The sequence below is a fragment of the Rahnella sp. PCH160 genome, from assembly GCF_047784855.1.
Taxonomy (GTDB): Bacteria; Pseudomonadota; Gammaproteobacteria; order Enterobacterales; family Enterobacteriaceae; genus Rahnella.
On record NZ_JBLOGT010000001.1, the window covers coordinates 1,857,890 to 1,879,429 of the forward strand.

A 21,540-nucleotide genomic window follows, 5' to 3' on the forward strand; every position below is an offset into this window, starting at 1 on the left:
TCGTTATTTCAAAATGGTATTTACTGCGGCCACTTCATTTCGCCCTTCAATACTTTTGCACTCAGCTGTAATGAAGAATCGTCTTTGAGCTGCGGATAATGTTTTTTCATCGCGGCGACCAGCGCGGTGGAATCTTTGGCTTTCGGTAATTCTTTTTCCAGCGTCAGCAGATAGTTGCGGGTAAATTTCACCGCTTCCAGCGTCTGAGAAGCGCCTGGCAGGAAATGCCCTGGCACCACGACGGTTGGTTTCAGCCCGGTAATTTCATTCAGCGTGTCGACCCACTGTTTGCGCGATGTCGTGGTCTGCGTGTCGGCCGTCCAGATATGCATATTGTCGCCATTCACCAGCACACCGCCGACCACGGCTTTCAGCGACGGGATCCACACGAAAGTACGCTCAGCATCCACGCCCTGAATTTCAAACTTGTGGCCTTCCAGTTCGAAAGACTTACCTTTCAGCGGAGCCGGAACCACCACTGATTTCGGCGCGTTGTCTTTCAGTTGCGGGCCCCAGAACGCGACTTTACCGTCTTTGGTGGCGTTGATCTGATCGACGGTTGCCTGCGTGGCGATAATTTTTGCTTCCGGGAAAGCCACGTGGATCACGTCCAGACCAAAGTAAAAATCCGGATCAGACTGGCTGATGTACACAGTGGTCAGCTTTTTGCCGGTCGCTTTGATCATCTCCACCAGCTTTTCCGCGTCGTTACGCTGGAACTGTGCGTCGATCAGTACTGCTTCTTTTTCGCCGGTAATGATTTCAGAAGAGACCGGGAACACGCTGTGTTCTCCGGGATTATAAATGTCCATTTTCAGCGCAGTGGCGGCATGAGCGGACAGGCTGCTGCCCAGCAGGGCGGCGATCAGGGTCAGGGGTTTCAGGGACAGGCGCATAGCATTTCCTCAGAGAGTAAAAATAATCACGTTCAGTAAGCATCTACTGTACGTTGCATATTCCGCGAGAAAAACCGGATAATGCGCAACTGTTTGTTGCATAAACCGGACGAATCATGGACAGAATTACCGCAGCACAAGTGTTTGTTGCCATCGTGGAACGCGGAAGCATGATCAATGCCGCCGAGTCGCTGAATATGTCGCGGGCGATGGTGACGCGTTATCTGTCGGAGATGGAAAAGTGGTCGGGCGCGCGCCTGTTGCACCGTTCCACCCGTAAACTCAGCCTGACCGATGCCGGTGAAAATACACTGGCGCGGTGCCGCAAAATGTTATCGGTCGCGGCGGAAATGGGCAGCGTGGCCGATACCGGCAGTGAAGCGCTGCGCGGTTTGCTGCGGCTAAGCTGCTCGCAATCTTTCGGGCAGGGCGCGGTGGTGATTGCCGTCAGTGAGTTTTTGCGGCGTCATCCGCAGGTGAGCATTGATCTCCAGCTGGAAAGCCGGGCGATAAATCTGGTGGAAGACCGTATCGACCTGGCGCTGCGCATTACCAACGATCTGGATCCGAACCTGATCGCCCGTCCGCTGGCGCTGTGCCCGTCGGTGGTATGCGCGTCTCCGGCGTACCTTGCCGCGCAGGGAACGCCGCTGCATCCGCAGGATTTGAGCGTTCACAATTGCCTGACGTACACCTATTTCGGCAAAAGCCTGTGGCAGTTTGAGCATCAGGGCGAAAAACTGACGGTGCCGGTGAGCGGCAATCTGAGCGCCAATGAATCGCTGGTGCTGCTGACCGGCGCGGTGGAAGGCGCGGGGATCGTCATGCAGCCTTATTATTCGGCGGCGCCGCTGATTGCCCGCGGGCAACTGGTTTCCCTGCTCGAACCCTGGCAGCCGCAGGAAATGGGTATTTATGCGATATACGCATCACGGCGGCAGATGCCTGCGGCGCTGCGGGCTTTGCTCGATTTTCTGGTGGAATGGTTTAAAGGGCATCCGCGCTGGCTGTCTCTGACGGATGAAAAACGCTGAGCCGCTGCGCAAGGTGCTTACTGGAATCGGTTCCTTTTCCGCTTTTATCGCATTTTATGCAATGTATTGTTATGTAAAGATTAATCCGGGTGTTGAACGTTTTACCGGCAGCAAGGGCACAGACTGCGTCTGGTCAAAAGTGTGATCAACGTGGTATTTAAGCCAATCCGGCGGAATGCCGGAGCCTTTAATCATAACTAAAATATCCGGAGTATTTATGCCTGTCGCACTCCTGGCACTGGCGCTAAGCGCATTTGCCATCGGTACCACCGAATTTGTCATCATGGGGCTGTTGCCCAATGTGGCGGGTGATCTGAATGTCAGCATTCCTTCCGCAGGTTGGTTAATCAGCGGTTATGCGCTGGGTGTGGCTATCGGCGCGCCAATCATGGCGGTGCTGACCGCCAAACTGCCACGTAAGAAAACCCTGCTGCTGCTGATGAGCATCTTTATTATCGGCAACGTGATGTGTGCGTTGTCCTACACCTACGGCTTCCTGATGCTGGCGCGCGTGATCACCGCACTGTGCCACGGCGCATTCTTCGGGATTGGCGCGGTAGTAGCGGCAAGCCTGGTAGCACCTAACCGCCGGGCTTCTGCGGTGGCGCTGATGTTTACCGGCCTGACGCTGGCGAACGTGCTGGGTGTTCCGCTGGGTACAGCACTGGGGCAGGCTTTTGGCTGGCGCTCCACGTTTTGGGTCGTGGCGATTATCGGCGTGGCGTCGCTGTTTGCACTGTATAAAAAGTTGCCGGATAAAAAGGAAGAAGAGCCGACGGATTTGCGCAAAGAAATCCGTGCGTTGGGCAGCCTCGGCCTGTGGTTGTCTCTGTCGATCACCATTTTCTTTTCGGCGGCAATGTTTGCGCTGTTCACCTATATCGCGCCAATCCTGACGGAAATTACCGGCGTCTCCGAGCACGGCGTCAGCTGGACGCTGCTGCTGATTGGCCTCGGTCTGACCATCGGTAACGTGGTCGGCGGGCGTCTGGCGGACTGGCGTCTGGGTATTTCCCTGACCATGACTTTCCTGCTGATCGCCGTGTTTTCCGTGCTGTTCAGCTTCACCAGCGTGCATCTGGTGGCGGCGGAAATCACGCTGTTTATCTGGGCCATGGTGAACTTTGCTGCGGTTCCTGCCTTGCAGGTGAATGTGGTGACGTACGGTAAACACGCGCCGAATCTGGTGTCGACGCTCAATATTGCGGCCTTTAACGTGGGTAACGCGCTGGGTGCGTGGGTCGGTGGCGTGGTGATTGAACGCGGGCTGGGCCTGAGTGTTGTGCCGCTGGCGGCGGGCGGACTCGGCGCTGTCGGCTTTGTGCTGTGCGTAATCACTTTCCGGCGTGCGGCGAAAAAGGCTGAGAGAGTCGTCGGGTAACGCGCGGTTTAATCAATAAAAAGGACTGTGCAAAGAAGCCACGCGGATTATCTCCGGCGTGGCTTCTTTATTTCCGATCACCCGCCGACGGCCACCTCGAGGTGTTCCGCGAACCGTTGCGCCTGCTGATGGCAATGTTCGGTAAACGTTGTGACCAGCGAGGAAGCGGGGCGGTGCAACGGTTTGATCAGGCTGACGGTAAACGGGATGGCAACGCTGAATTCGCGGATCACCACGCCGTGCTCGCGTTCGGCATAATCCAGCGCGGTGAGCGGATTGACGACTGACACGCCCGCGCCTTCGCGCACCATGCTGCACACCGAGGCGGCGCTGTGCGTTTCCATCACCAGCCGCCGCGCAACGTGCTGCTCGACAAACAAAGTATCCAGCAACTGCCGGTAACTGTCGGTAGCCGACAAACTGATGAAATTCAGGCCGCTAAAATCCTGCGGGGTCAGGCGCTTTTTCGCCGCCAGCGGATGGCCTGCGGGCAGCACGCAAACTTCGTTGAGCGTCAGCAGCGTCTGGCGTTCGGTACCGGCGGGCGTCTGGGTGTTTTCCGTCAGCCCCAGATCATGGCGCTGCGCTGACAGCCACTCTTCCAGCAGCGGTGATTCCTGCGGCACGATGTTAAAACTGACGTCAGGGTATTTATCCAGAAACGGCTTACAGACCGACGGTAACAGCGACTGGCTGAAAACCGGCAGACAGGCGATCGACAGTTGTGCCTGCTCAAACTGGCGGATCCCTTCCGCTGCGCTGACGATCCTGTCCAGCCCGTAATACGATCGCTGTACTTCTTCAAACAGCCGCAAACCCTGTACCGTCGGGTATAACCGCCCGCGCAGACGTTCGAATAACTGGAGATCCAGCAGTTTTTCGCAGCGCGCAAGTTCACGGCTGACCGTCGGCTGCGAGGTATTGAGCAGCGCGGCGGCCTCGGTCAGGTTGCCGGTGGTCATCACCGCATGAAAAATTTCGATGTGGCGCAAAGAGAGAGCGGGCATGGGGTTATCGCATTCAGGGAAGACGTTAAACCATATCATAAATGAATAGACTGGCCTGAAATAGATATTTTATCACCGCTTCCTCTGCCGTCATACTGAACGAAATATGACAGCCTTCATCTGACGGAAAATCTTATGCCACGCGCCCTGAACGATACGTCCACTGCACTTAACGCCTCGAATTTACTGGCTTTGCCACAACAATTTGGTTGCCCGGTCTGGGCGTATGACGCTGAAATCATTAAGCAGCGCATCGCACAGTTGCGTGAATTCGATGTGATCCGCTTTGCCCAAAAAGCTTGTTCGAATATTCACATTTTGCGCCTGATGCGTGAGCAGGGCGTGAAGGTGGATTCGGTGTCGCTGGGCGAAATCGAACGTGCGCTGGTGGCCGGATTTATTCCGGGTCGCGAAAACAGCGAAATCGTGTTTACTGCCGACGTGCTGGATCAGCCGACGCTGGAACGCGTGACTGCGCTGGATATCCCGGTGAACGCCGGTTCTATTGATATGCTCGGCCAGATTGGTCAGCACAAAGCCGGACATCCGGTGTGGCTGCGTGTGAATCCGGGCTTTGGCCACGGTCACAGCCAGAAAACCAATACAGGCGGCGAAAACAGCAAACACGGGATCTGGCATGCCGATTTACCGCAGGCGCTGGCTGAAATTGCCCGTTACGGTCTGAAACTGGTGGGTATTCATATGCACATCGGTTCCGGCGTGGATTACGGCCATCTTGAGCAGGTTTGTGATGCGATGGTTCGCCAGGTCATTGAAACCGGCCACGATATTGAAGCGATTTCAGCGGGCGGCGGGTTGTCGATTCCGTATCATTTTGACGAAGAATCTATCGATACCGGCCACTATTTTGGCCTGTGGAACCGTGCGCGTGAGCAAATTGCTGCACACCTCGGGCATGAAGTGAAACTGGAAATCGAACCGGGGCGTTTCCTGGTGGCGGAATCCGGCGTATTGGTGGCGCAAATCCGCGCAGCGAAAAACATGGGCAGCCGCCATTTCGTGCTGTGCGATGCCGGGTTTAACGACCTGATGCGACCGGCGATGTACGGCAGTTATCACCATATTTCGCTGTTACCGGCAGACGGTCGTGACCTCAGCGGCCAGCCGCTGACGGAATCCGTGATTGCCGGACCTTTGTGTGAATCCGGCGACGTATTTACCCAGCAGGCGGGCGGCGGCGTTGAAACCTTCCCGCTGCCACCGGTGCAGATCGGCGATTATCTGGTATTCCACGATACCGGCGCGTATGGCGCATCAATGTCTTCCAACTACAATACCCGTCCGCTGCTGCCGGAAGTGCTGTTCGAGAATGGCGTTCCGCGACTGATCCGTCGCCGTCAGACGGTAGAAGAACTGATTGCCTTAGAGTTATAATTTTTAGCATTTCCCCCTGCAAAGGGGGAGATGCTGGACTCACGCCTTCTCAAACATTTCTTTGCGCAGTAACACGATTTCTTCGGCCAGTTCGCGGCACAGCATGGCGGTCATCAGATGATCCTGCGAATGCACCATGATCAGATTCACCGGAATTTTCCCCACACCTTCATCCAGCCCGATCAGCTGCGTCTGCACTTTGTGCGCGACGCGCGCTGCATCATCTGAGGCTTTCAGCATGGCATCGGCCTGCTCCCATTCCTTTTTGCGGGCGTGCTGAATCGCCATCATCGCGTTAGAACGCGCTTCCCCGGCGTTGATCAATAACTCCATTACCGTTTGTTCCAGATCGAATTCCATCGACATCTCCAAAATTGGTATACCAGAAAGGGGTGAATTCATCATATTGGAATTCCAATATTCACATGTGAGAACGCTGTCACAGAAATTAATTCGTATTACGCTATTTTTTGGCATGCCACATTGCGTAAGTTTTCGCAAAACAGAAATCACGGAATGTCTCACAGAAGCGGAATCTGACTTTACATTCGCGCCATACCTTTATCCTCTGATACTTACAAAGGTCAATGCGAAACAAACACCTGCATAGCAAAACACAATATTAAAAGAGGTGGTGTCATGTCATTGAAAGACCGTTTTATCGATTCTCTCGGGGATTCGCGAATACCTTTAATAGCCTCAGATACATCATGGCGATTAAGGCTTCTTTTATCACGTTAATGCCGGTCATTATCGTGGGGCATTCTCAGTTTTAATTTCCAATATGGTGATGGATCCGAAAAACGGATTAGCTCACTTTGAAATGTTCTCCTGGCTGGCGACGCTCAAACCGATCATGAGCAGTATTAACTACGCCACGCTGAGTTTTCTGACTATCGGTGCCGTATTTCTGATTGGTATTGAACTGGGGAAAATTAACGGCTCGCGCTCGTTATTTCCCGGCCTGCTGGCGGTGATTTGTTTTATTGCCGTTACGCCGACCACCGTCGATATGATGGTCAACGGTCAGATGCAGGAAGTCAAAGATGTGCTGGCGAAACAATTCTCCGATACTAAAAGTCTGTTCCTCGGCATGTTTATTGCCATTCTCTCGGTGGAAATATATTCCTGCCTGGAAAAGGTTAACGGCCTGCGCATTAAAATGCCGGAAAGCGTGCCGCCGAATGTGTCCGCGTCGTTCTCCGCGCTGATCCCCGCGATAATCACCGTGGTGGTGGTGGCGACTTTTGGTTTTGTTTTCCATCGCGTGACCGGCATGTATTTGTACGATGCGGTGTATCAGGTGATCCAGCGCCCGCTGGAATCGGTGATGCAAAGCCTGCCGGGCATTCTGCTGCTGATGTTTGTCGCGCAGCTGTTCTGGGTCATTGGTATTCACGGCAATCAGATGATTAAACCTATCCGCGAACCTCTGCTGCTGGGCGCGATCATGGTCAACATGACGGCGTTCGAGCAGGGACATGAAGTGCCGAATATCATCACCATGCCATTCTGGGATGTGTACATGAGCATCGGTGGTTCCGGCTGCACCATCGGGCTTTTGCTGGCGGTCATGCTGGGAACTCGCCGCAAAGAAATGCGCGAAATCGCCAAGTTATCCATGGGGCCGGGCTTCTTCAACATCAATGAACCGGTGATTTTCGGCATGCCGATCATGCTCAACCCGATTCTGGCGGTCCCGTTCATCATCACGCCGCTCATCACCGGCACTATCGGATATTTCGCGACCAGCCTGGGTTTTGCCGGCCGCGCCGTGGTGATGGTGCCGTGGACCACGCCGCCGATCATTAATGCCTGGCTTTCAACCGCCGGTTCGATGGGCGCGGTGATCACCCAGATTGGCTGCATCGTGGTGGCGGTACTGATATATCTGCCGTTCGTCAAAGTGGCTTCGCGCCGGGCAGAACAGGCGCAGATTGACGCGATCGCGCAACAGCAAAAACGCGCTGCAACGGCCTGAATTCGGGACAACGAGGAAAATTATGAGCAAGGTTTCAATCACCCTTCCTGACGGATTTATGCTCGGTGCGGCGGCTTCTGCGTGGCAAACCGAAGGCTGGAGTGGCAAAAAGGAAGGGCAGGATTCATATCTGGATCTCTGGTACAAAAACAGCCGCCACGTCTGGCATAACGGCTACGGCCCGGCGAAAGCCACCGATTTCATCAACCGCTACAAGGAAGACGTGGCGCTGATGAAAGCCAGCGGGCTGAGCCATTACCGCACCTCCGTCAACTGGTCGCGGTTTCTGACGGACTATGAGCTGGGCACCGTCGATGAAGAATATGCGGCGTACATCGGCAATCTTCTCGATGAGATGAAACGTAACGGCATCGAGCCGATGCTGTGTCTTGAGCACTACGAGTTACCGGCGTATCTGCTTGAAAAATATGATGGCTGGAGTTCGAAAAAGGTCGTTGAGCTGTTTGTCCTGTACGCGGAAAAAGTGCTTGAACGCTATGCCGGAAAGGTCAGCCGCTGGTTCACCTTCAACGAGCCGGTGGTGGTGCAAACCCGCGTATATCTGGATGCAATCCGCTGGCCGTTTGAGCAGAACACCGGTAAATGGATGCAGTGGAATCACCATAAAGTGCTGGCAACAGCCAGAGTCGTCGAGCTGTTTCACCGTAAAGGTTACGGTTCGCACGGCACGATGGGCGTGATTTTAAACCCGGAAGTGACGTACGCCCGTTCAACGGCGGTGCACGATCAGAAAGCCGCGCATTTATACGATTTATTCTATAACCGCGTATTTTTAGACCCGATGATTAAAGGCGAATACCCGCAGGAATTGCTCGATTTGCTGCAAAAGCACGACGTGCATTTCGATTATTCAGAGCAGGAACTGGCGGTTATTCGTCATAACACGGTGGACGAAGTGGGCATTAATTTGTATTACCCGCACCGCGTTAAAGCGCCATCGCGCGAATGGAATAAAGAGACACCTTTCCATCCGGCATTTTACTACGAACATTTTGAACTGCCGGGTCGCCGGATGAATAAATCACGAGGCTGGGAAATTTACCCGAAAATTGTTTACGACTTTGCGATGCGGATTAAAGCGGAGTACGGGAATATTCCGTGGTTTATTGCTGAGAACGGAATGGGCATTGAAAATGAAGGCCAGTTCCGTGATGCCCACAGCGGAGAAATTCAGGACGATTATCGTATTGAATTTATTGCCGAACATCTTTACTGGACATTAAAGGCGCGGGAAGACGGCGCAAATTGCCAGGGATATATGCTCTGGGCCTTTACCGATAACGTCTCGCCGATGAATGCGTTTAAAAACCGCTACGGGCTGATTGAGATTGATCTTGATAACAACCGTGATCGCCGTCAGAAGAAATCATCTCACTGGTTTAAATCACTCAGTGAAAGTGGTGTGTTGTCTTTAACACTGGACGATGAAGATAAATAACCCGAGGAAACATTATGAAACGACTCGTTTTAGCTTGTTCGGCAGGGATGTCCACTTCCCTTGTGGTCACCAAAATGGAAAAAGAAGCCGCCGCCCGCGGGCTGGAGTTTAAGATTTACGCCATCCCGGAAAATAATCTGCGCGACGAACTTGAGGCCTACGGACGTGATATTCAGGTCGTGCTGTTAGGACCGCAGGTGCGGTTCAAACTGGCGGAAAATAAAAAGCTGACGGATGAACACAACATTCCCATCGCCGTGATCGACATGGTGGCGTACGGAACCCTGAACGGCGCCAAAGTGCTGGATCAGGCATTAAGTTTGATACACTGACCCTTCAGCGTATGTCCATTGGCTCTGTCTTTGGAGCCAATTTGTCAGTCTTTGCATCAGGGTGAATGTGTGGATAAAGGTGTGGTTTCGCAGGACAGAAAACAGTATCAGGAAATCGGGCACGACCTGCGCGAGCAAATCATGCAGGGGCATTTCGCTGTAGGTTCCCGCCTGCCGCCTGAACGTAATATGGCTGAAACCTACGGCGTCAGCCGGACTATCGTGCGCGAAGCCCTGCTGATGCTGGAACTCGAAGGCACGGTGGATATCCGCCAGGGCTCCGGCGTTTACGTGATCCGCATTCCTTCGCAGGAAGAGGGCGAAGACGAACTGATGTATCAGGGGCAGATTGGTCCGTTTGAAATTTTACAGGCGCGGCAGTTGCTCGAAAGTAATATTGCCGCGTTTGCCGCCAGGATGGCGACCAAAGCGGATATCGAAAACCTGCGCCGCACGCTGGAGCAGGAACAGATCGCCATTGTCGCCAATGACGAAAGTGGCGACAACGACCGGCTGTTTCACCTGCTGATTGCCGGTGCCACGCAAAACCAGATGTTGCTCGATTCCGTCAAAAATATCTGGATGCACCGCGACGCCAGCCCGCTGTGGAAACAATTACACAGCCACATCGCCACGCGCGGTTACCGGCTGAAATGGCTGGCAGATCATCAGAATATTTTGGCCGCATTGCGCCGCCGCGACGTGATGGGTTCGTATCAGGCCATGTGGCAGCACATGGAAAATGTGAAGAACACGCTGATGGAACTTTCCGACGTCGATGCGCCGGAGTTCGACGGTTATCTGTTTGAATCTGTGCCGATTTTCCAGGGGAAAATGGTCTGAGAATGAACATCATAAATCTCTGCGAACGGCCGGAATTTCAGGAAACCGTCACGGACTGGCTGTGGAAAGCGTTTGGCAGCGAAAACAGCCGGGCGTTTTTCGAAAGCGTAGTGCAGAGCAGCCTGTGCGGCGCGGATTTGCCGCAAACCTTTATCGCACTCGACGGCGATACGCTGGCGGGGACGGTCGGGTTATGGCGCTGCGATTTAATCAGCCGTCAGGATCTCATGCCGTGGCTGGCGGCGCTGTACGTTGATGAAGGTTTCAGATCGCGGGGTTTAGGGCAGAAATTGCAGGCCTTCGTGCTGGAACACAGCCGCCGCAGCGGCTTTTCCGAACTCTATCTCTACGCTGAATTTACCGGCTACTACGAACGGTTTGGCTGGAAATACATCGGCGATGCGCTGGATTATCCCGATAAACCAGTCCGTCTCTACCGTCAGTTTATTTAATTATTTGCCGGACTGCTCACCGAGTGACGGCGCACCAGCGTCGGGCTGAACATGTGCGTGGTTTCCGGCAACGGCTGGCCGTTCGCCAGCGCTAACGCCAGTTGTGCGGCCTGATTTGCCATCGCGACAACCGGATACCGCACCGTGGTCAGACGCGGGCGCAGATAGCGCGAAATCAGCACGTCATCAAACCCGATCAGGGAAATTTCCCCCGGCACATCAATGCTGTTATCGCTTAATACCGAAAGGGCTCCCGCAGCCATCGGGTCGTTGTAGCAGGTCACGGCGGTAAAGCTTTTGCCTAATCCCAGTAAATCCGCCATCGCTTTTTCACCGCCGATTTCATCGGGTTCTGCGTAGGCGATCAGTTTGTCATCCACAGGAATATTGTGTTCGGTCAGGGCGTCAATGTAGCCCTGAAGGCGGTCGCTGGCATCGGAAATGCCGTGGTTGGAACACAGAATCGCGATGCGCTGATGCCCGGCCTGAATCAGATGGCGGGTAGCCAGCCACGAACCGTAGCGGTCATCAAGGGCAATGCAGCGCTCCCCGAAACCGGGCAGCGTGCGGTTGATCAGCACCATGCCGGGAATTTGCTGCATCAGGCTGGTCAGTTCATCTTCCGGCAGCATTTTGGCGTGAACCACCAGCGCCGCACAGCGGTGGCGGATCAGTTGTTCGATGGCCTGACGCTCTTTTTCCACGTTGTGATAACCGTTACCAATCAGCAGGAAATTACCGGTTGCATACGCCACCTGTTCGACGGCTTTGACCATTGCGCCAAAAAAGGGATCAGACACGTCGGCCACAATCAGGCCAAGGGTTTCGGTGGATTGCTGCGCCAGGGCGCGGGCGTTGGCATTGGGATGATATTGCAGATGTTGCATGGCGTTCTGTACGGCTTCCCGCGAGCTTTCACTGGCTTTCGGGGAATGATTTATCACGCGTGAAACGGTCGCAACCGATACGCCTGCCAGTTTTGCTACATCCTTAATCGTTGCCATAACACTTCCGCTATTCCGTGAGGGTAATCGTTTACACTGCCCAGTTTTGCGGAAAAGACCGGTGCCTGCAAGGAGGATGATCGCAACTTTTTGATGCAAGACGCATGTAACAGAAAAAGAATGCCGCCTTTAACGGAAATCGCAGCCGGAAAGGGCCGAAATGGGTTTGATTAAGATTAATTGTTCTTTGAACTGAGAACGGCGTGAATGGTATTTTTAAGGTATTCACCCGCGCTGAGAAAAAGAAAAAATGTCGATAAAACGTTACCCGCAACTGGCTCACTGGGGCGCGTATACCGCCGTGGTGGAAGATGGCCGGCTGATCCGCTGTGAACCTTATTCCGCCGATGCTGACCCTTCGCCTTTACTCGATTCGATTGCCCCGCTGGTCTATTCCGATAAACGTATCCGCAAACCGGCGGTGCGCCGTTCGTGGTTACAAAAGCGTGAAAACAGCGATCGCTCGCTGCGCGGGCGCGAAGATTTTGTCGAAGTGGACTGGGATCTGGCGCTGGATCTGGTGGCTGAAGAGAACAAACGCGTGCGCGACCGTTATGGTGCATCGGGGATTTTCAACGGCTCTTACGGCTGGTCTTCTGCGGGGCGTTTACACCATGCCCGTTCGCTGGTGCGCCGTTTTTATTTCACTGGTGGCGGCGGTGTGGATCAGCAGGGCAACTACAGCTGGGGCTCGGCGCAGTTTTTCCTGCCGTATGTGATTGGCACATTTACGCCACTGACCGGGCGCGTCACGTCGTGGCCGAGCGTGGTGGAACACGCGGAAATCCTGCTGGCTTTCGGCGGTCTGGCGCTGAAAAACGCGCAAGTGGCGTCCGGCGGCGCGGTGGAACATACGCTGAAACCGGCGCTGGAACAGCTGGCGAAAAAAGGCACGCGGGTGATTAACATCAGCCCGATGCGCGACGACTGCCCGGAGTTTTTGAATGCCGAGTGGATCCCGATCCGCCCGAACACTGACGCGGCGCTGATGATGGCGATCGCGTATGAGATTCAGCGCAAAGACGCACAGGATGATGCGTTTCTGGCCAGCCACTGCGTGGGATATCCGCAGCTCGCGGCGTATCTGCGCGGTGATACCGACGGCGTGGCGAAAACGCCGGAATGGGCGAGCCACATTACCGGCGTTCCGGCTGAACGCATTGCGCGGCTGGCCGATGATCTGACGGGCGTCCGCAGCTTTATTACCTGTTCTTATTCCGTGCAGCGCGCCCATCGCGGCGAACAACCGTACTGGATGATGATCGCCATATCCGCCATGCTCGGGCAGGTCGGTTTGCCGGGCGGCGGCTTCTCGTTTGGTCATGGTTCCATGAACAGCGTCGGCAATCCGCGTTTTGACACGCCGGGGCCTGCCGTCAGCGCCGGGCCGAATCCTTCCGGTTTGTCGATTCCGGTGGCGCGTATCAGCGACATGTTGCTCAACCCCGGCCAGCCGTACGAATTCCAGGGCGAGACGCTGAATTATCCGGATATTCATCTGGTCCACTGGGCGGGCGGTAATCCGTTCCATCACCATCAGCAACTTAACCGGCTGGTCGAAGGCTGGCAGAAACCGGACACTGTGATCGTGCAGGATAACGTCTGGACACCGGCGGCGCAGATGGCCGATATCGTGCTGCCTGCGACCACGTCGCTCGAGCGCAATGACATAGGCGGTTCTTCGCGTGACCGTTTTGTGCTGGCGATGCATCAGGCCATCGCACCTCAGCATCAGGCGCGTAACGATTTTGATATTTTCGCCGATATCGCCGACCGTCTGGGTTACCGCGAGCAGTTTACGCAAGGGCGTAACGAGGATCAGTGGCTGCGCCATATTTACCGTCAGTGCGGTGAAGCGCAGAAAGGCACCGGCGTGGAATGGCCGGACTTTGAAACGTTCTGGGAACGCGGTTTTGTTGAATTACCGACGCCGGAAAAAGATTACGTGTTCTTTGAAGAATTCCGTAAAAGCCCGCGCGCTAATCCGCTGGGAACGCACAGCGGAAAAATTGAATTGTTCTCTGAAACCATCGCCGGATACGGTTACGAAGATTTCGCTCCGCACCCGGAATGGCAGCCACCGGTGGAATGGCTCGGCGCAGAAACGGCCAAAGAGTGGCCGCTGCATCTGATTTCCATCCAGCCGAAAGACCGTCTGCACAGCCAGCTCGATCAGTCACCACTGGCGCAGTCGAATAAAACCGCCGGTAAAGAAACGCTGTTTATGCACCCGGAAGATGCGGCCAGCCGCGAGCTGAACGACGGCGACCGGGTGAAAGTGCATAACGCGCGCGGCAGCTGTCTGGCCGGGGTTTCATTCAATGACGGCATAACGCGCGGCGTGGTGCTGATGTCCACCGGTGCCTGGTTTGATCCGGGTTTTGGTGGTCAATGGCACAAAACCGAGCAGGCAGGGAATCCGAACGTACTGACGCTGGACATCGGCACATCGCGTTTAACACAGGGGCCGAATGCGATGAGTTGTCTGGTGGAAGTCTCACCGTTAGCATTAAATGACTAAAATCGGGACTATTTTCACCACTGGTTACACTTTGCGGAATTATGTTTCGATTGCCTGCTGGCTGATGATCGTGCAAACCAGCTAAATTGAACGTCCCAGAGGTATTGATTGGTGAATCATCAACGTGCTCTGCATGTTGATACCGATTAAATTTGCACCAACCTACGCGGATGCGTAGGTTTTTTTTTTGCCCCAAACCTGACAACTTCATCAGGCTCCTCCTAAACTCTCATCTGACTGTCGTGATTCTTCCGCCGCTTATAGTATGCTGTTTCCCCAACCTTTTTCTTTCAAGATCAGGGATGACACATAAGGAGATGGCAAACATGTATAACTTTCTTTTCGCCGCGTTCAGGTGGCTGTTTCGCATTGCGTTTCGGGTCACCGTCACGCCGGCGAAATCCTCATTTAATTACCCGCGTTTATTGCTCACGCCCAATCATGTTTCTTTTATAGACGGCATGCTGCTGGTGTTGTTCCTGCCGGTTAAACCGGTGTTCGCCGTGTATTCCAACATTACGGATACCTGGTTTATGCGCTGGCTGAAGCCTTACGTGGACTTCATGCCGCTGGATCCGACCAAACCGATGGCGATTAAGCACCTGATCCGCGAAGTGGAGAAGGGACGTCCGGTGGTGGTTTTCCCGGAAGGGCGCATCACGGTCACCGGTTCATTAATGAAGATTTATGACGGCGCGGCCTTTGTGGCGGCGAAGTCACAGGCCACGGTCATTCCGATCCGCATTGACGGCGCGGAATTCACGCCGTTTGGTCGCCTGTTTGGCAGTTTCAAAATCCGCTGGTTCCCGAAAGTGACGATCAACGTTTTACCGCCGGTGACGATCCCGATGCCGGAAACCGCGCGTTCCCGCGACCGCCGCGTGCTGGCCGGTGAGCAGCTGCATAAAGTGATGATGCAGGCGCGCATGGAAACCCGCGAGCCGGAAACGTTGTATCAGGCATTTCTGTCGGCGCAAACCCGTTATGGCCGCCGCAAACCGTGCATCGCCGACGTTTCTTTCAAGGAAGATTCGTATCAGGGCCTGCTGAAAAAATCCCTCGGTGTCAGCCGGATCCTGCAACGGTTTACCCGCGAAGGGGAACACGTCGGGATGCTGCTGCCCAATGCCACAATCATGGCGGCGGCGCTGTTTGGTGCGTCAATGCGCAACCGTATTCCGGCGCTGCTCAATTACACCGCCGGGGCAAAAGGCCTGCAAAGCGCCATGAAAGCGGCGCAAATCAAAACGATCATTACGTCCCGCCAGTTTCTCGAAAAAGGCAAACTGACGCAGTTGCCGGAGAATGTCCCGCAAGCCAACTGGGTGTATCTGGAAGATTTGAAAGATACCGTCACGTTGCAGGACAAGTTGTGGATCCTGTTCCACCTGATTTTCCCGCGTCGTGCGATGCTGGCGCAACTGCCTGACGATGCTGCGCTGGTGCTGTTTACCTCCGGCTCCGAAGGCAATCCGAAAGGCGTGGTGCATTCCCACGCAAGCCTGCTGGCGAACGTCGAGCAAATCCGCACCGTGGCAGATTTCACCCCGCGCGACCGTTTCATGTCCTCCCTGCCGCTGTTTCATGCGTTCGGGCTGACCGTCGGTCTGTTAACGCCGATCATGACGGGCGCGCGCGTGTTCCTGTATCCGAGCCCGCTGCATTATCGCATCGTGCCGGAGCTGGTCTACGATCAGAACTGCAACGTGCTGTTCGGCACCTCGACCTTCCTCGGCAACTACGCCCGCTTTGCACATCCTTATGATTTTGCGCGTTTGCGGTATGTCGTTGCGGGCGCAGAAAAACTGGCGGAAAGCACCAAGGAAATCTGGCAGAACAAATTCGGCATCCGCATTCTCGAAGGCTATGGCGTGACCGAATGCGCGCCGGTGGTGGCGATTAACGTGCCGATGGCGGCCAAAGTGAATACCGTCGGTAAGATTTTGCCGGGCATGGAATCCCGTCTGATTAAAGTGCCGGGCATTGAAGAGGGCGGGCGTCTGCAACTTCGCGGCCCGAACATCATGAAAGGCTATCTGCGCGTTGAAAATCCGGGCGTGCTGGAAACGCCGCAGGCCGAAAACGCCGACGGCGAAATGCAGGCGGGCTGGTATGACACCGGCGATATCGTCACGCTGGATGACAAAGGTTTCTGCGCCATTCGTGGCCGCGTGAAACGTTTTGCCAAACTGGCCGGTGAAATGGTGTCGCTGGAAAGTGTCGAGCAGTTGGCGATTAAAGCCTCGCCGGATAAACAACATGCGGCGACGTCACGTACTGACAGCAGTAAAGGCGAAGCGCTGGTGTTGTTTACCACCGACCCGGAATTACGCCGTGATGCCCTGAGCAAAGCTGCCCGTGAACTGGGGCTGCCGGAACTTACCGTGCCGCGTGATATTCGCGTGGTGAAAGCCTTGCCGTTGCTGGGCAGCGGTAAACCTGATTTTGTCACCCTGCGCGAGATGGCAGAAAACCCGGAGAGTGAGGCATGAGTCAACCTTCTACGGCGGCATCGCCGCTGATGTCAAAAAGCATGACGGCGGTGATCGTCGCGCAGTTTCTGTCTGCGTTTGGCGATAACGCGCTGCTGTTTGCTGCGCTGGCGCTGATCAAACAACAGCTTTATCCCGACTGGAGTCAGCCGGTTTTGCAGATGGCGTTTGTCGCCACCTATATTATTCTCGCGCCGTTTGTCGGGCAGTTCGCTGACAGCTTCTCGAAAGGGCGCGTGATGATGGTCGCCAACCTGCTCAAACTCGGCGGCGCGGCGGTGATTTGCGCCGGGCTGAACCCGTTCCTCGGCTATACGCTGGTGGGGATTGGCGCGGCGGCCTATTCACCGGCCAAATACGGCATTTTGGGTGAAATCGCCAGCGGCGAGCAACTGGTCAAAGCCAACGGCATGATGGAAGCCTCGACCATTGCGGCGATCCTCCTCGGGTCTGTGGCCGGTGGCGCGCTGGCTGACTGGAGCATTCTGGCGGCGCTGGGTATCTGCGTGCTGGCGTATGGCGCGGCGGTCGCGGCGAACTGGTTTATTCCCAAGCTGACACCGGCGCGTCCGGGGCAATCCTGGAACCCGGCCAAAATGACGCGGACGTTTTTCTCCGCCTGCAAAACCCTGTGGCAGGATGGCGAAACCCGCTTTTCGCTGGTCGGTACCAGCCTGTTCTGGGGCGCGGGCGTGACGCTGCGTTTCCTGCTGGTGCTGTGGGTGCCGGTGGCGCTGGGCATTACCGATAACAAAACGCCGACGCTTCTGAACGCGATGGTCGCCATCGGTATTGTGTTTGGTGCCGGTGCGGCCGCGAAACTGATCCGCCTTGATACCGTGAAACGCTGTCTGCCTGCGGGTGTGGCGATCGGGATTGCGGTGGTGGTTTTCGCCCTGCAAACCAGCATGCTGAGTTCGTACATTGTGCTGGTGGTCGTCGGGATCCTCGGCGGTTTCTTCGTGGTTCCGCTGAACGCGCTGCTACAGCATCGCGGTAAAATTTCCGTCGGTGCTGGTAATGCGATTGCGGTACAGAATCTCGGCGAGAATACGGCGATGTTGCTGATGCTGGGCTTGTATTCGCTGGTGGTGATGGCGGGTGCGCCGGTCGTGGCGATTGGAATCGGTTTTGGCGTGGTGTTTGCGCTGGCGATTACCGCGCTGTGGATCTGGAAAAATATGCAGAAACGCCGTCTGGCGTGAGGCTGTTTTATAGCCATTCCGCAAAAGTAAAAGGGCGCTGAGCGCCCTTTTTTATGCCTGAAATCCGGCGTTACGGAGCCGGGATCGTGAAGCGTTTATGGATTTCTTCCAGCTCAACCAGAATATCGCCTTCAAGCGTCAGATCCTGACTGTCGATGTTGATCTTCAGCTGTTCCAGCGTGGTCGCACCCAGCAGCGTGCTGGCAACGAACGGTTGCTGACGCACAAAGGCCAGAGCCATCTGCGACGGATCCAGATTGTGTTTCTTCGCCAGCGCCACGTATTCCGTGATGGCTGCTTCGGACTGCGGTGAAGAATAACGGGTGAAGCGGCTGAACAGCGTATTACGGGCATTCGCCGGTTTTGCGCCGTTCAGGTATTTCCCGCTCAGGGTACCGAACGCCAGGCTGGAATATGCCAGCAATTCGACACCTTCGTACTGGCTGATTTCTGCCAGACCGATTTCAAAACTGCGGTTAAGCAGGCTGTACGGGTTTTGAATGGAAACGATACGCGGCAGGTCATGTTTCTCGGCCAGTTGCAGGTAACGCATCACGCCCCACGGCGTTTCGTTCGACACACCGATGTAGCGGATTTTACCGGCGCGCACTTGTTCGTTCAGTGCTTCCAGCGTTTCCAGCAGCGTCACCGGCGATTGATCCTGCGTGTACTGATAGCTCAGTTTGCCAAAGAAATTGGTCTGACGCTGCGGCCAGTGCAACTGATATAAATCCAGATAATCCGTATTCAGACGTTTCAGGCTGGCATCCAGTGCCGCGCGGATATTTTTGCGATCCAGCATCTGGCCCGGACGGATGGAATTATCGTTGCCGCGTGAAGGGCCGGCGACTTTGCTCGCCAGAATGATCTTCTCACGATTGCCACGGGCTTTCAGCCAGCTGCCGATATAACTTTCCGTCAGGCCCTGCGTTTCAGGACGCGGCGGAACGGGATACATTTCTGCGGTATCAATCAGATTGATGCCCGCCGCAACGGCGTAATCCAGTTGCTGGTGGGCGTCGGCTTCGCTGTTCTGTTCACCAAAAGTCATGGTGCCAAGTCCCAGTAAGCTCACTTCTAAAGAACTGTGGGGTATACGGTGATATTGCATTGCCGGTCTTCCTTTCTATCTGAGAATGTCAGCCTAACGAAAAAGCGCCTTTACTGACTATATACAAGGCTGCAACAAGGGGGAAGAGGGCAAACAGGCGGCAATAACGCGGGCGGCACGTATCGCCACCCGTGTTGCAGCATCAGCCCGAAAAGGCTGATGACGTGGTTTTAGCGTTTCATGACCTGGCTGACGTTATCGTTGTTGATCTGACGTTTATTGCCCTGTTCATCGGTGTAACCGAGCAGGCCGGTGGATTTGTCCAGTTCGGGTTTGCCGTCGGTCAGGATCATGTTGCCATCTTTGGTGGAAATCACGTAGTCACTGGCGCAGCCTGCGAGGCCAATAACCAGAAGCGCAGCGCCGGTCAGCATTAACGTTTTCTTCATCATTGTTGTTATTCCTTTGTTTACGTCGAAGATTTTGAGTCACGGAAAATGATCTCCAGTCTAGCGTAGCAAATGGAATAAAAAGTGACAGAAAAGGTGTGTGAAGTTTTATAAACTTCGGCAATCAAAGCAAAAAGTGGCGCGACAGCAACGCTGCGGTGAAGCGTTTCTTAAGATAAAAGCCGCGGGGAAGCGTCAGGATCGGCTGTCCGAATTCACCGATAGCTTCTGTCAGCGCCTTGCTGTTGGCGGCTTTCGGGCGCAGTTGCAGATATTCACCGTGGCGGGCGGTAATGCTTTCCACTTTACCCAGCACGATTAAATCCATCAGTTCTTCCCAGTCCTGACGCAGTTGTTCGTCTTCTTCCTGCGTCGGTTGCCACAGTAAAGGTGCGCCGATATGCCGGTCAGCCAGTGGGATCTGACGCTCGCCTTCCACGGGGATCCACAAGACGCGGGCCAGTTTGTGCCGCACATGGCTGCTTTCCCAGGTCACGCCGGTGTTTCCGGTTAACGGAGCGACGCACACGAAAGTGGTTTCCAGCGGTTTTCCACCGGAATCAACCGGGATCGTTTTCAGCTCAATGCCAATGTCAGCGAAATCCTGCTCAGGTTTACTGCCCGCAACGGCCCCGAGATACACTTCCAGCAACATCCCGACCCAGCCTTTTTCTCGTTTCAAATTCGCCGGAATAGGCAAACCTGCGTGCGCGGCCAGCTCGCCTAATGTATGGCCTGCAAGAGATTGCGCGCGTTGCAGCAACGCATTTTCATCGCGCGGGGGTTGTGTTGCAGGTAAAGGAATTGACATAAAAAACAATGCTCATTCAATAGATTAAATTTCGTACTGCTTTCATCCCGCGCAGTGAATAAAAAGTTATACCTGCAGGATGGCGGAATAATAGCATGATTTACCTTAGTTTTTTTTCCGCTTTCTGGCGGATTTTGCGCGCTAAAGAGTAGGTTGATCACCTGTTGAAGGCGACAATGAACAGGATCCCCCCCCTAGTTATCCACAGATTTCTTGGATAACCTTGCCTGTAACCGATCACTGGTTCGATTTACAGGCTTGACGGATAGGGTTTTACCCAATTTTTGGCCCGACAACGTCAACTTTTAGTCGATCGCTGTGGATAAAAACGTCATTGGTTGATCTTTCGCCAGATCACTTTCTAATGTGATTTAGTTCTCGTTTTTGAGCATGGGATGACATGATGTTTTGCATCCAGATTTCTGTTTTTTAAGGATTTTATTTGATTTATTTTTTCTCTGAAAAATAAGTTCAAAATAGTTTTACCCTGCTTACTCTTAAGTTCTTCACATATCTATCCACAGAAAAAGTGAATAAAATCGGGGTGATTTCTAAAATCTGTTTATAACTTTGCTCATAACTGTGAGTTATCCCATTTTTATTCAGGCCAATCGGCGTTAACCAGTGGTTTACCGCCTGTTGGTAGTATGAAACAATCAGAACATCTATGAGTTTAAGCTATTGAGGTAGTCCGGTGATCGATGATGATGGCTACCGCCCGAATGTTGGTATCGTAATCTGTGACAAGCAGGGTCAGGTGTTATGGGCCAGACGATACGGTCAGCACTCCTGGCAGTTTCCACAAGGGGGCATAAATCCCGGTGAAACCGCTGAGCAGGCCATGTACCGCGAGCTGTTTGAGGAAGTGGGGCTTGGCCGTAAAGATGTACGTATTCTGGCTTCGACCCGTAACTGGTTACGTTATAAATTGCCAAAACGTTTGGTGCGTTGGGACACAAAGCCGGTTTGTATCGGCCAAAAACAAAAATGGTTCTTGCTGCAACTGATGTGTAACGATGCGGATATCAATATGCAACGCAGCAGCACGCCTGAATTTGATGGCTGGCGTTGGGTGAGTTTCTGGTATCCGGTTCGTCAGGTGGTGTCATTTAAACGTGATGTCTACCGTCGTGTAATGAAGGAGTTTTCAGCCAACATTATGCCGATGCAGGAAGTCTCTCTTCCAAAGACATCACCCGCTTATCGTCGTAAAAGAGGCTAAGTCAC

At 54.3% G+C, this 21,540-nt stretch carries 18 protein-coding genes and 1 pseudogene; 12 read left to right on the forward strand and 7 right to left on the reverse strand.

What is annotated here, in order from left to right:
• Nucleotides 1-20: 20 nt before the first annotated feature.
• Nucleotides 21-896: an MBL fold metallo-hydrolase gene (locus ACM5QY_RS08650; protein WP_416120201.1), complete on the reverse strand. Its 876-nt coding sequence runs from the start codon at nucleotides 894-896 to the stop codon at nucleotides 21-23.
• Nucleotides 897-1,012: 116 nt separating this feature from the next.
• Between ACM5QY_RS08650 and ACM5QY_RS08655 the strand changes: the two genes are divergently transcribed.
• Both ACM5QY_RS08655 and ACM5QY_RS08660 read left to right on the forward strand, forming a co-directional pair.
• The gene (locus ACM5QY_RS08655) at nucleotides 1,013-1,930 is read left to right on the forward strand and encodes a LysR family transcriptional regulator (RefSeq protein ID WP_416120203.1); all 918 of its coding nucleotides are present in this window, start codon (nucleotides 1,013-1,015) and stop codon (nucleotides 1,928-1,930) included.
• Nucleotides 1,931-2,147: 217 nt separating this feature from the next.
• A complete protein-coding gene (locus tag ACM5QY_RS08660; protein WP_416120204.1) occupies nucleotides 2,148-3,311 on the forward strand; it encodes an MFS transporter in 1,164 nt (387 codons plus the stop codon).
• Between the two features lie 77 nt (nucleotides 3,312-3,388).
• Here the strand turns inward: ACM5QY_RS08660 and ACM5QY_RS08665 are convergent, their stop codons facing one another.
• Nucleotides 3,389-4,318, reverse strand: a complete 930-nt coding sequence (locus tag ACM5QY_RS08665) for a LysR family transcriptional regulator (protein WP_416120205.1) — start codon at nucleotides 4,316-4,318, stop codon at nucleotides 3,389-3,391.
• A gap of 135 nt (nucleotides 4,319-4,453) precedes the next feature.
• Between ACM5QY_RS08665 and lysA the strand changes: the two genes are divergently transcribed.
• The gene (gene lysA, locus ACM5QY_RS08670; RefSeq protein ID WP_416120207.1) at nucleotides 4,454-5,713 is read left to right on the forward strand and encodes a diaminopimelate decarboxylase; all 1,260 of its coding nucleotides are present in this window, start codon (nucleotides 4,454-4,456) and stop codon (nucleotides 5,711-5,713) included.
• 39 nt (nucleotides 5,714-5,752) lie between these two features.
• On the opposite strand, the gene ACM5QY_RS08675 is transcribed toward lysA, so the two are convergent.
• A complete protein-coding gene (locus ACM5QY_RS08675) occupies nucleotides 5,753-6,073 on the reverse strand; it encodes a PTS lactose/cellobiose transporter subunit IIA (protein WP_101079260.1) in 321 nt (106 codons plus the stop codon).
• A 279-nt stretch (nucleotides 6,074-6,352) separates the two neighbouring features.
• Between ACM5QY_RS08675 and ACM5QY_RS08680 the strand changes: the two are divergent.
• The 5 genes and pseudogenes from ACM5QY_RS08680 to ACM5QY_RS08700 all read left to right on the forward strand — a co-directional run bounded on the left by ACM5QY_RS08680 (nucleotide 6,353) and on the right by ACM5QY_RS08700 (nucleotide 10,780).
• Nucleotides 6,353-7,694: pseudogene (locus ACM5QY_RS08680) on the forward strand (PTS sugar transporter subunit IIC).
• Between the two features lie 22 nt (nucleotides 7,695-7,716).
• On the forward strand, nucleotides 7,717-9,153 hold the full coding sequence (locus tag ACM5QY_RS08685) for a glycoside hydrolase family 1 protein (protein WP_416120208.1): 1,437 nt from the start codon (nucleotides 7,717-7,719) through the stop codon (nucleotides 9,151-9,153).
• 14 nt (nucleotides 9,154-9,167) lie between these two features.
• Nucleotides 9,168-9,485 (forward strand): PTS sugar transporter subunit IIB, encoded by a 318-nt coding sequence (locus ACM5QY_RS08690; RefSeq protein ID WP_101079257.1) that lies wholly within the window; start codon nucleotides 9,168-9,170, stop codon nucleotides 9,483-9,485.
• Between the two features lie 69 nt (nucleotides 9,486-9,554).
• Entirely contained in the window at nucleotides 9,555-10,328 is a 774-nt protein-coding gene (locus ACM5QY_RS08695) for an FCD domain-containing protein (RefSeq protein ID WP_416120210.1), read from the forward strand.
• A gap of 2 nt (nucleotides 10,329-10,330) precedes the next feature.
• Nucleotides 10,331-10,780 (forward strand): GNAT family N-acetyltransferase, encoded by a 450-nt coding sequence (locus ACM5QY_RS08700; RefSeq protein ID WP_416120212.1) that lies wholly within the window; start codon nucleotides 10,331-10,333, stop codon nucleotides 10,778-10,780.
• On the opposite strand, the gene galR is transcribed toward ACM5QY_RS08700, so the two are convergent.
• Complete coding sequence (galR, locus tag ACM5QY_RS08705) at nucleotides 10,777-11,784, reverse strand: HTH-type transcriptional regulator GalR (RefSeq protein WP_416120214.1); 1,008 nt, start codon at nucleotides 11,782-11,784, stop codon at nucleotides 10,777-10,779. The two genes, ACM5QY_RS08700 and galR, sit on opposite strands and share 4 nt — an antisense overlap.
• Nucleotides 11,785-12,034: 250 nt before the next feature.
• On the opposite strand from galR, the gene ACM5QY_RS08710 reads away from it, so the two are divergent.
• The 3 genes from ACM5QY_RS08710 to lplT all read left to right on the forward strand — a co-directional run bounded on the left by ACM5QY_RS08710 (nucleotide 12,035) and on the right by lplT (nucleotide 18,002).
• On the forward strand, nucleotides 12,035-14,305 hold the full coding sequence (locus ACM5QY_RS08710) for a molybdopterin guanine dinucleotide-containing S/N-oxide reductase (protein WP_416120216.1): 2,271 nt from the start codon (nucleotides 12,035-12,037) through the stop codon (nucleotides 14,303-14,305).
• A 326-nt stretch (nucleotides 14,306-14,631) separates the two neighbouring features.
• Entirely contained in the window at nucleotides 14,632-16,797 is a 2,166-nt protein-coding gene (gene aas, locus ACM5QY_RS08715) for a bifunctional acyl-ACP--phospholipid O-acyltransferase/long-chain-fatty-acid--ACP ligase (RefSeq protein ID WP_416120217.1), read from the forward strand.
• Nucleotides 16,794-18,002, forward strand: coding sequence for a lysophospholipid transporter LplT (gene lplT / locus ACM5QY_RS08720; protein ID WP_416120219.1), 1,209 nt, complete (start codon nucleotides 16,794-16,796; stop codon nucleotides 18,000-18,002). The genes aas and lplT overlap by 4 nt, the downstream gene beginning before the upstream one ends.
• A gap of 70 nt (nucleotides 18,003-18,072) precedes the next feature.
• Here lplT and ACM5QY_RS08725 read toward each other — a convergent pair whose 3' ends face one another.
• The 3 genes from ACM5QY_RS08725 to mutH form a co-directional block, all read right to left on the reverse strand.
• Complete coding sequence (locus ACM5QY_RS08725; RefSeq protein WP_416120221.1) at nucleotides 18,073-19,113, reverse strand: NADP(H)-dependent aldo-keto reductase; 1,041 nt, start codon at nucleotides 19,111-19,113, stop codon at nucleotides 18,073-18,075.
• 170 nt (nucleotides 19,114-19,283) lie between these two features.
• Nucleotides 19,284-19,502: a YgdI/YgdR family lipoprotein gene (locus ACM5QY_RS08730; protein ID WP_416122853.1), complete on the reverse strand. Its 219-nt coding sequence runs from the start codon at nucleotides 19,500-19,502 to the stop codon at nucleotides 19,284-19,286.
• Nucleotides 19,503-19,626: 124 nt separating this feature from the next.
• Nucleotides 19,627-20,313 (reverse strand): DNA mismatch repair endonuclease MutH, encoded by a 687-nt coding sequence (mutH, locus tag ACM5QY_RS08735; protein ID WP_416120223.1) that lies wholly within the window; start codon nucleotides 20,311-20,313, stop codon nucleotides 19,627-19,629.
• Between the two features lie 694 nt (nucleotides 20,314-21,007).
• Here mutH and rppH point away from each other — a divergent pair.
• Nucleotides 21,008-21,535 carry an RNA pyrophosphohydrolase gene (gene rppH, locus ACM5QY_RS08740; protein ID WP_104924595.1) on the forward strand — a complete coding sequence of 176 codons (528 nt, stop codon included), beginning with the start codon at nucleotides 21,008-21,010 and terminating at the stop codon, nucleotides 21,533-21,535.
• Nucleotides 21,536-21,540 lie beyond the last annotated feature (5 nt).

Bases quoted from the DNA above. Each gene is read 5' to 3' on its own strand.
- ACM5QY_RS08650 (WP_416120201.1), bottom strand. From the start codon at position 896: ATGCGCCTGTCCCTGAAACCCCTGACCCTGATCGCCGCCCTGCTGGGC.
- ACM5QY_RS08655 (WP_416120203.1), top strand. From the start codon at position 1,013: ATGGACAGAATTACCGCAGCACAAGTGTTTGTTGCCATCGTGGAACGC.
- ACM5QY_RS08660 (WP_416120204.1), top strand. From the start codon at position 2,148: ATGCCTGTCGCACTCCTGGCACTGGCGCTAAGCGCATTTGCCATCGGT.
- ACM5QY_RS08665 (WP_416120205.1), bottom strand. From the start codon at position 4,318: ATGCCCGCTCTCTCTTTGCGCCACATCGAAATTTTTCATGCGGTGATG.
- lysA (WP_416120207.1), top strand. From the start codon at position 4,454: ATGCCACGCGCCCTGAACGATACGTCCACTGCACTTAACGCCTCGAAT.
- ACM5QY_RS08675 (WP_101079260.1), bottom strand. From the start codon at position 6,073: ATGGAATTCGATCTGGAACAAACGGTAATGGAGTTATTGATCAACGCC.
- ACM5QY_RS08685 (WP_416120208.1), top strand. From the start codon at position 7,717: ATGAGCAAGGTTTCAATCACCCTTCCTGACGGATTTATGCTCGGTGCG.
- ACM5QY_RS08690 (WP_101079257.1), top strand. From the start codon at position 9,168: ATGAAACGACTCGTTTTAGCTTGTTCGGCAGGGATGTCCACTTCCCTT.
- ACM5QY_RS08700 (WP_416120212.1), top strand. From the start codon at position 10,331: ATGAACATCATAAATCTCTGCGAACGGCCGGAATTTCAGGAAACCGTC.
- galR (WP_416120214.1), bottom strand. From the start codon at position 11,784: ATGGCAACGATTAAGGATGTAGCAAAACTGGCAGGCGTATCGGTTGCG.
- ACM5QY_RS08710 (WP_416120216.1), top strand. From the start codon at position 12,035: ATGTCGATAAAACGTTACCCGCAACTGGCTCACTGGGGCGCGTATACC.
- aas (WP_416120217.1), top strand. From the start codon at position 14,632: ATGTATAACTTTCTTTTCGCCGCGTTCAGGTGGCTGTTTCGCATTGCG.
- lplT (WP_416120219.1), top strand. From the start codon at position 16,794: ATGAGTCAACCTTCTACGGCGGCATCGCCGCTGATGTCAAAAAGCATG.
- ACM5QY_RS08725 (WP_416120221.1), bottom strand. From the start codon at position 19,113: ATGCAATATCACCGTATACCCCACAGTTCTTTAGAAGTGAGCTTACTG.
- ACM5QY_RS08730 (WP_416122853.1), bottom strand. From the start codon at position 19,502: ATGAAGAAAACGTTAATGCTGACCGGCGCTGCGCTTCTGGTTATTGGC.
- mutH (WP_416120223.1), bottom strand. From the start codon at position 20,313: ATGTCAATTCCTTTACCTGCAACACAACCCCCGCGCGATGAAAATGCG.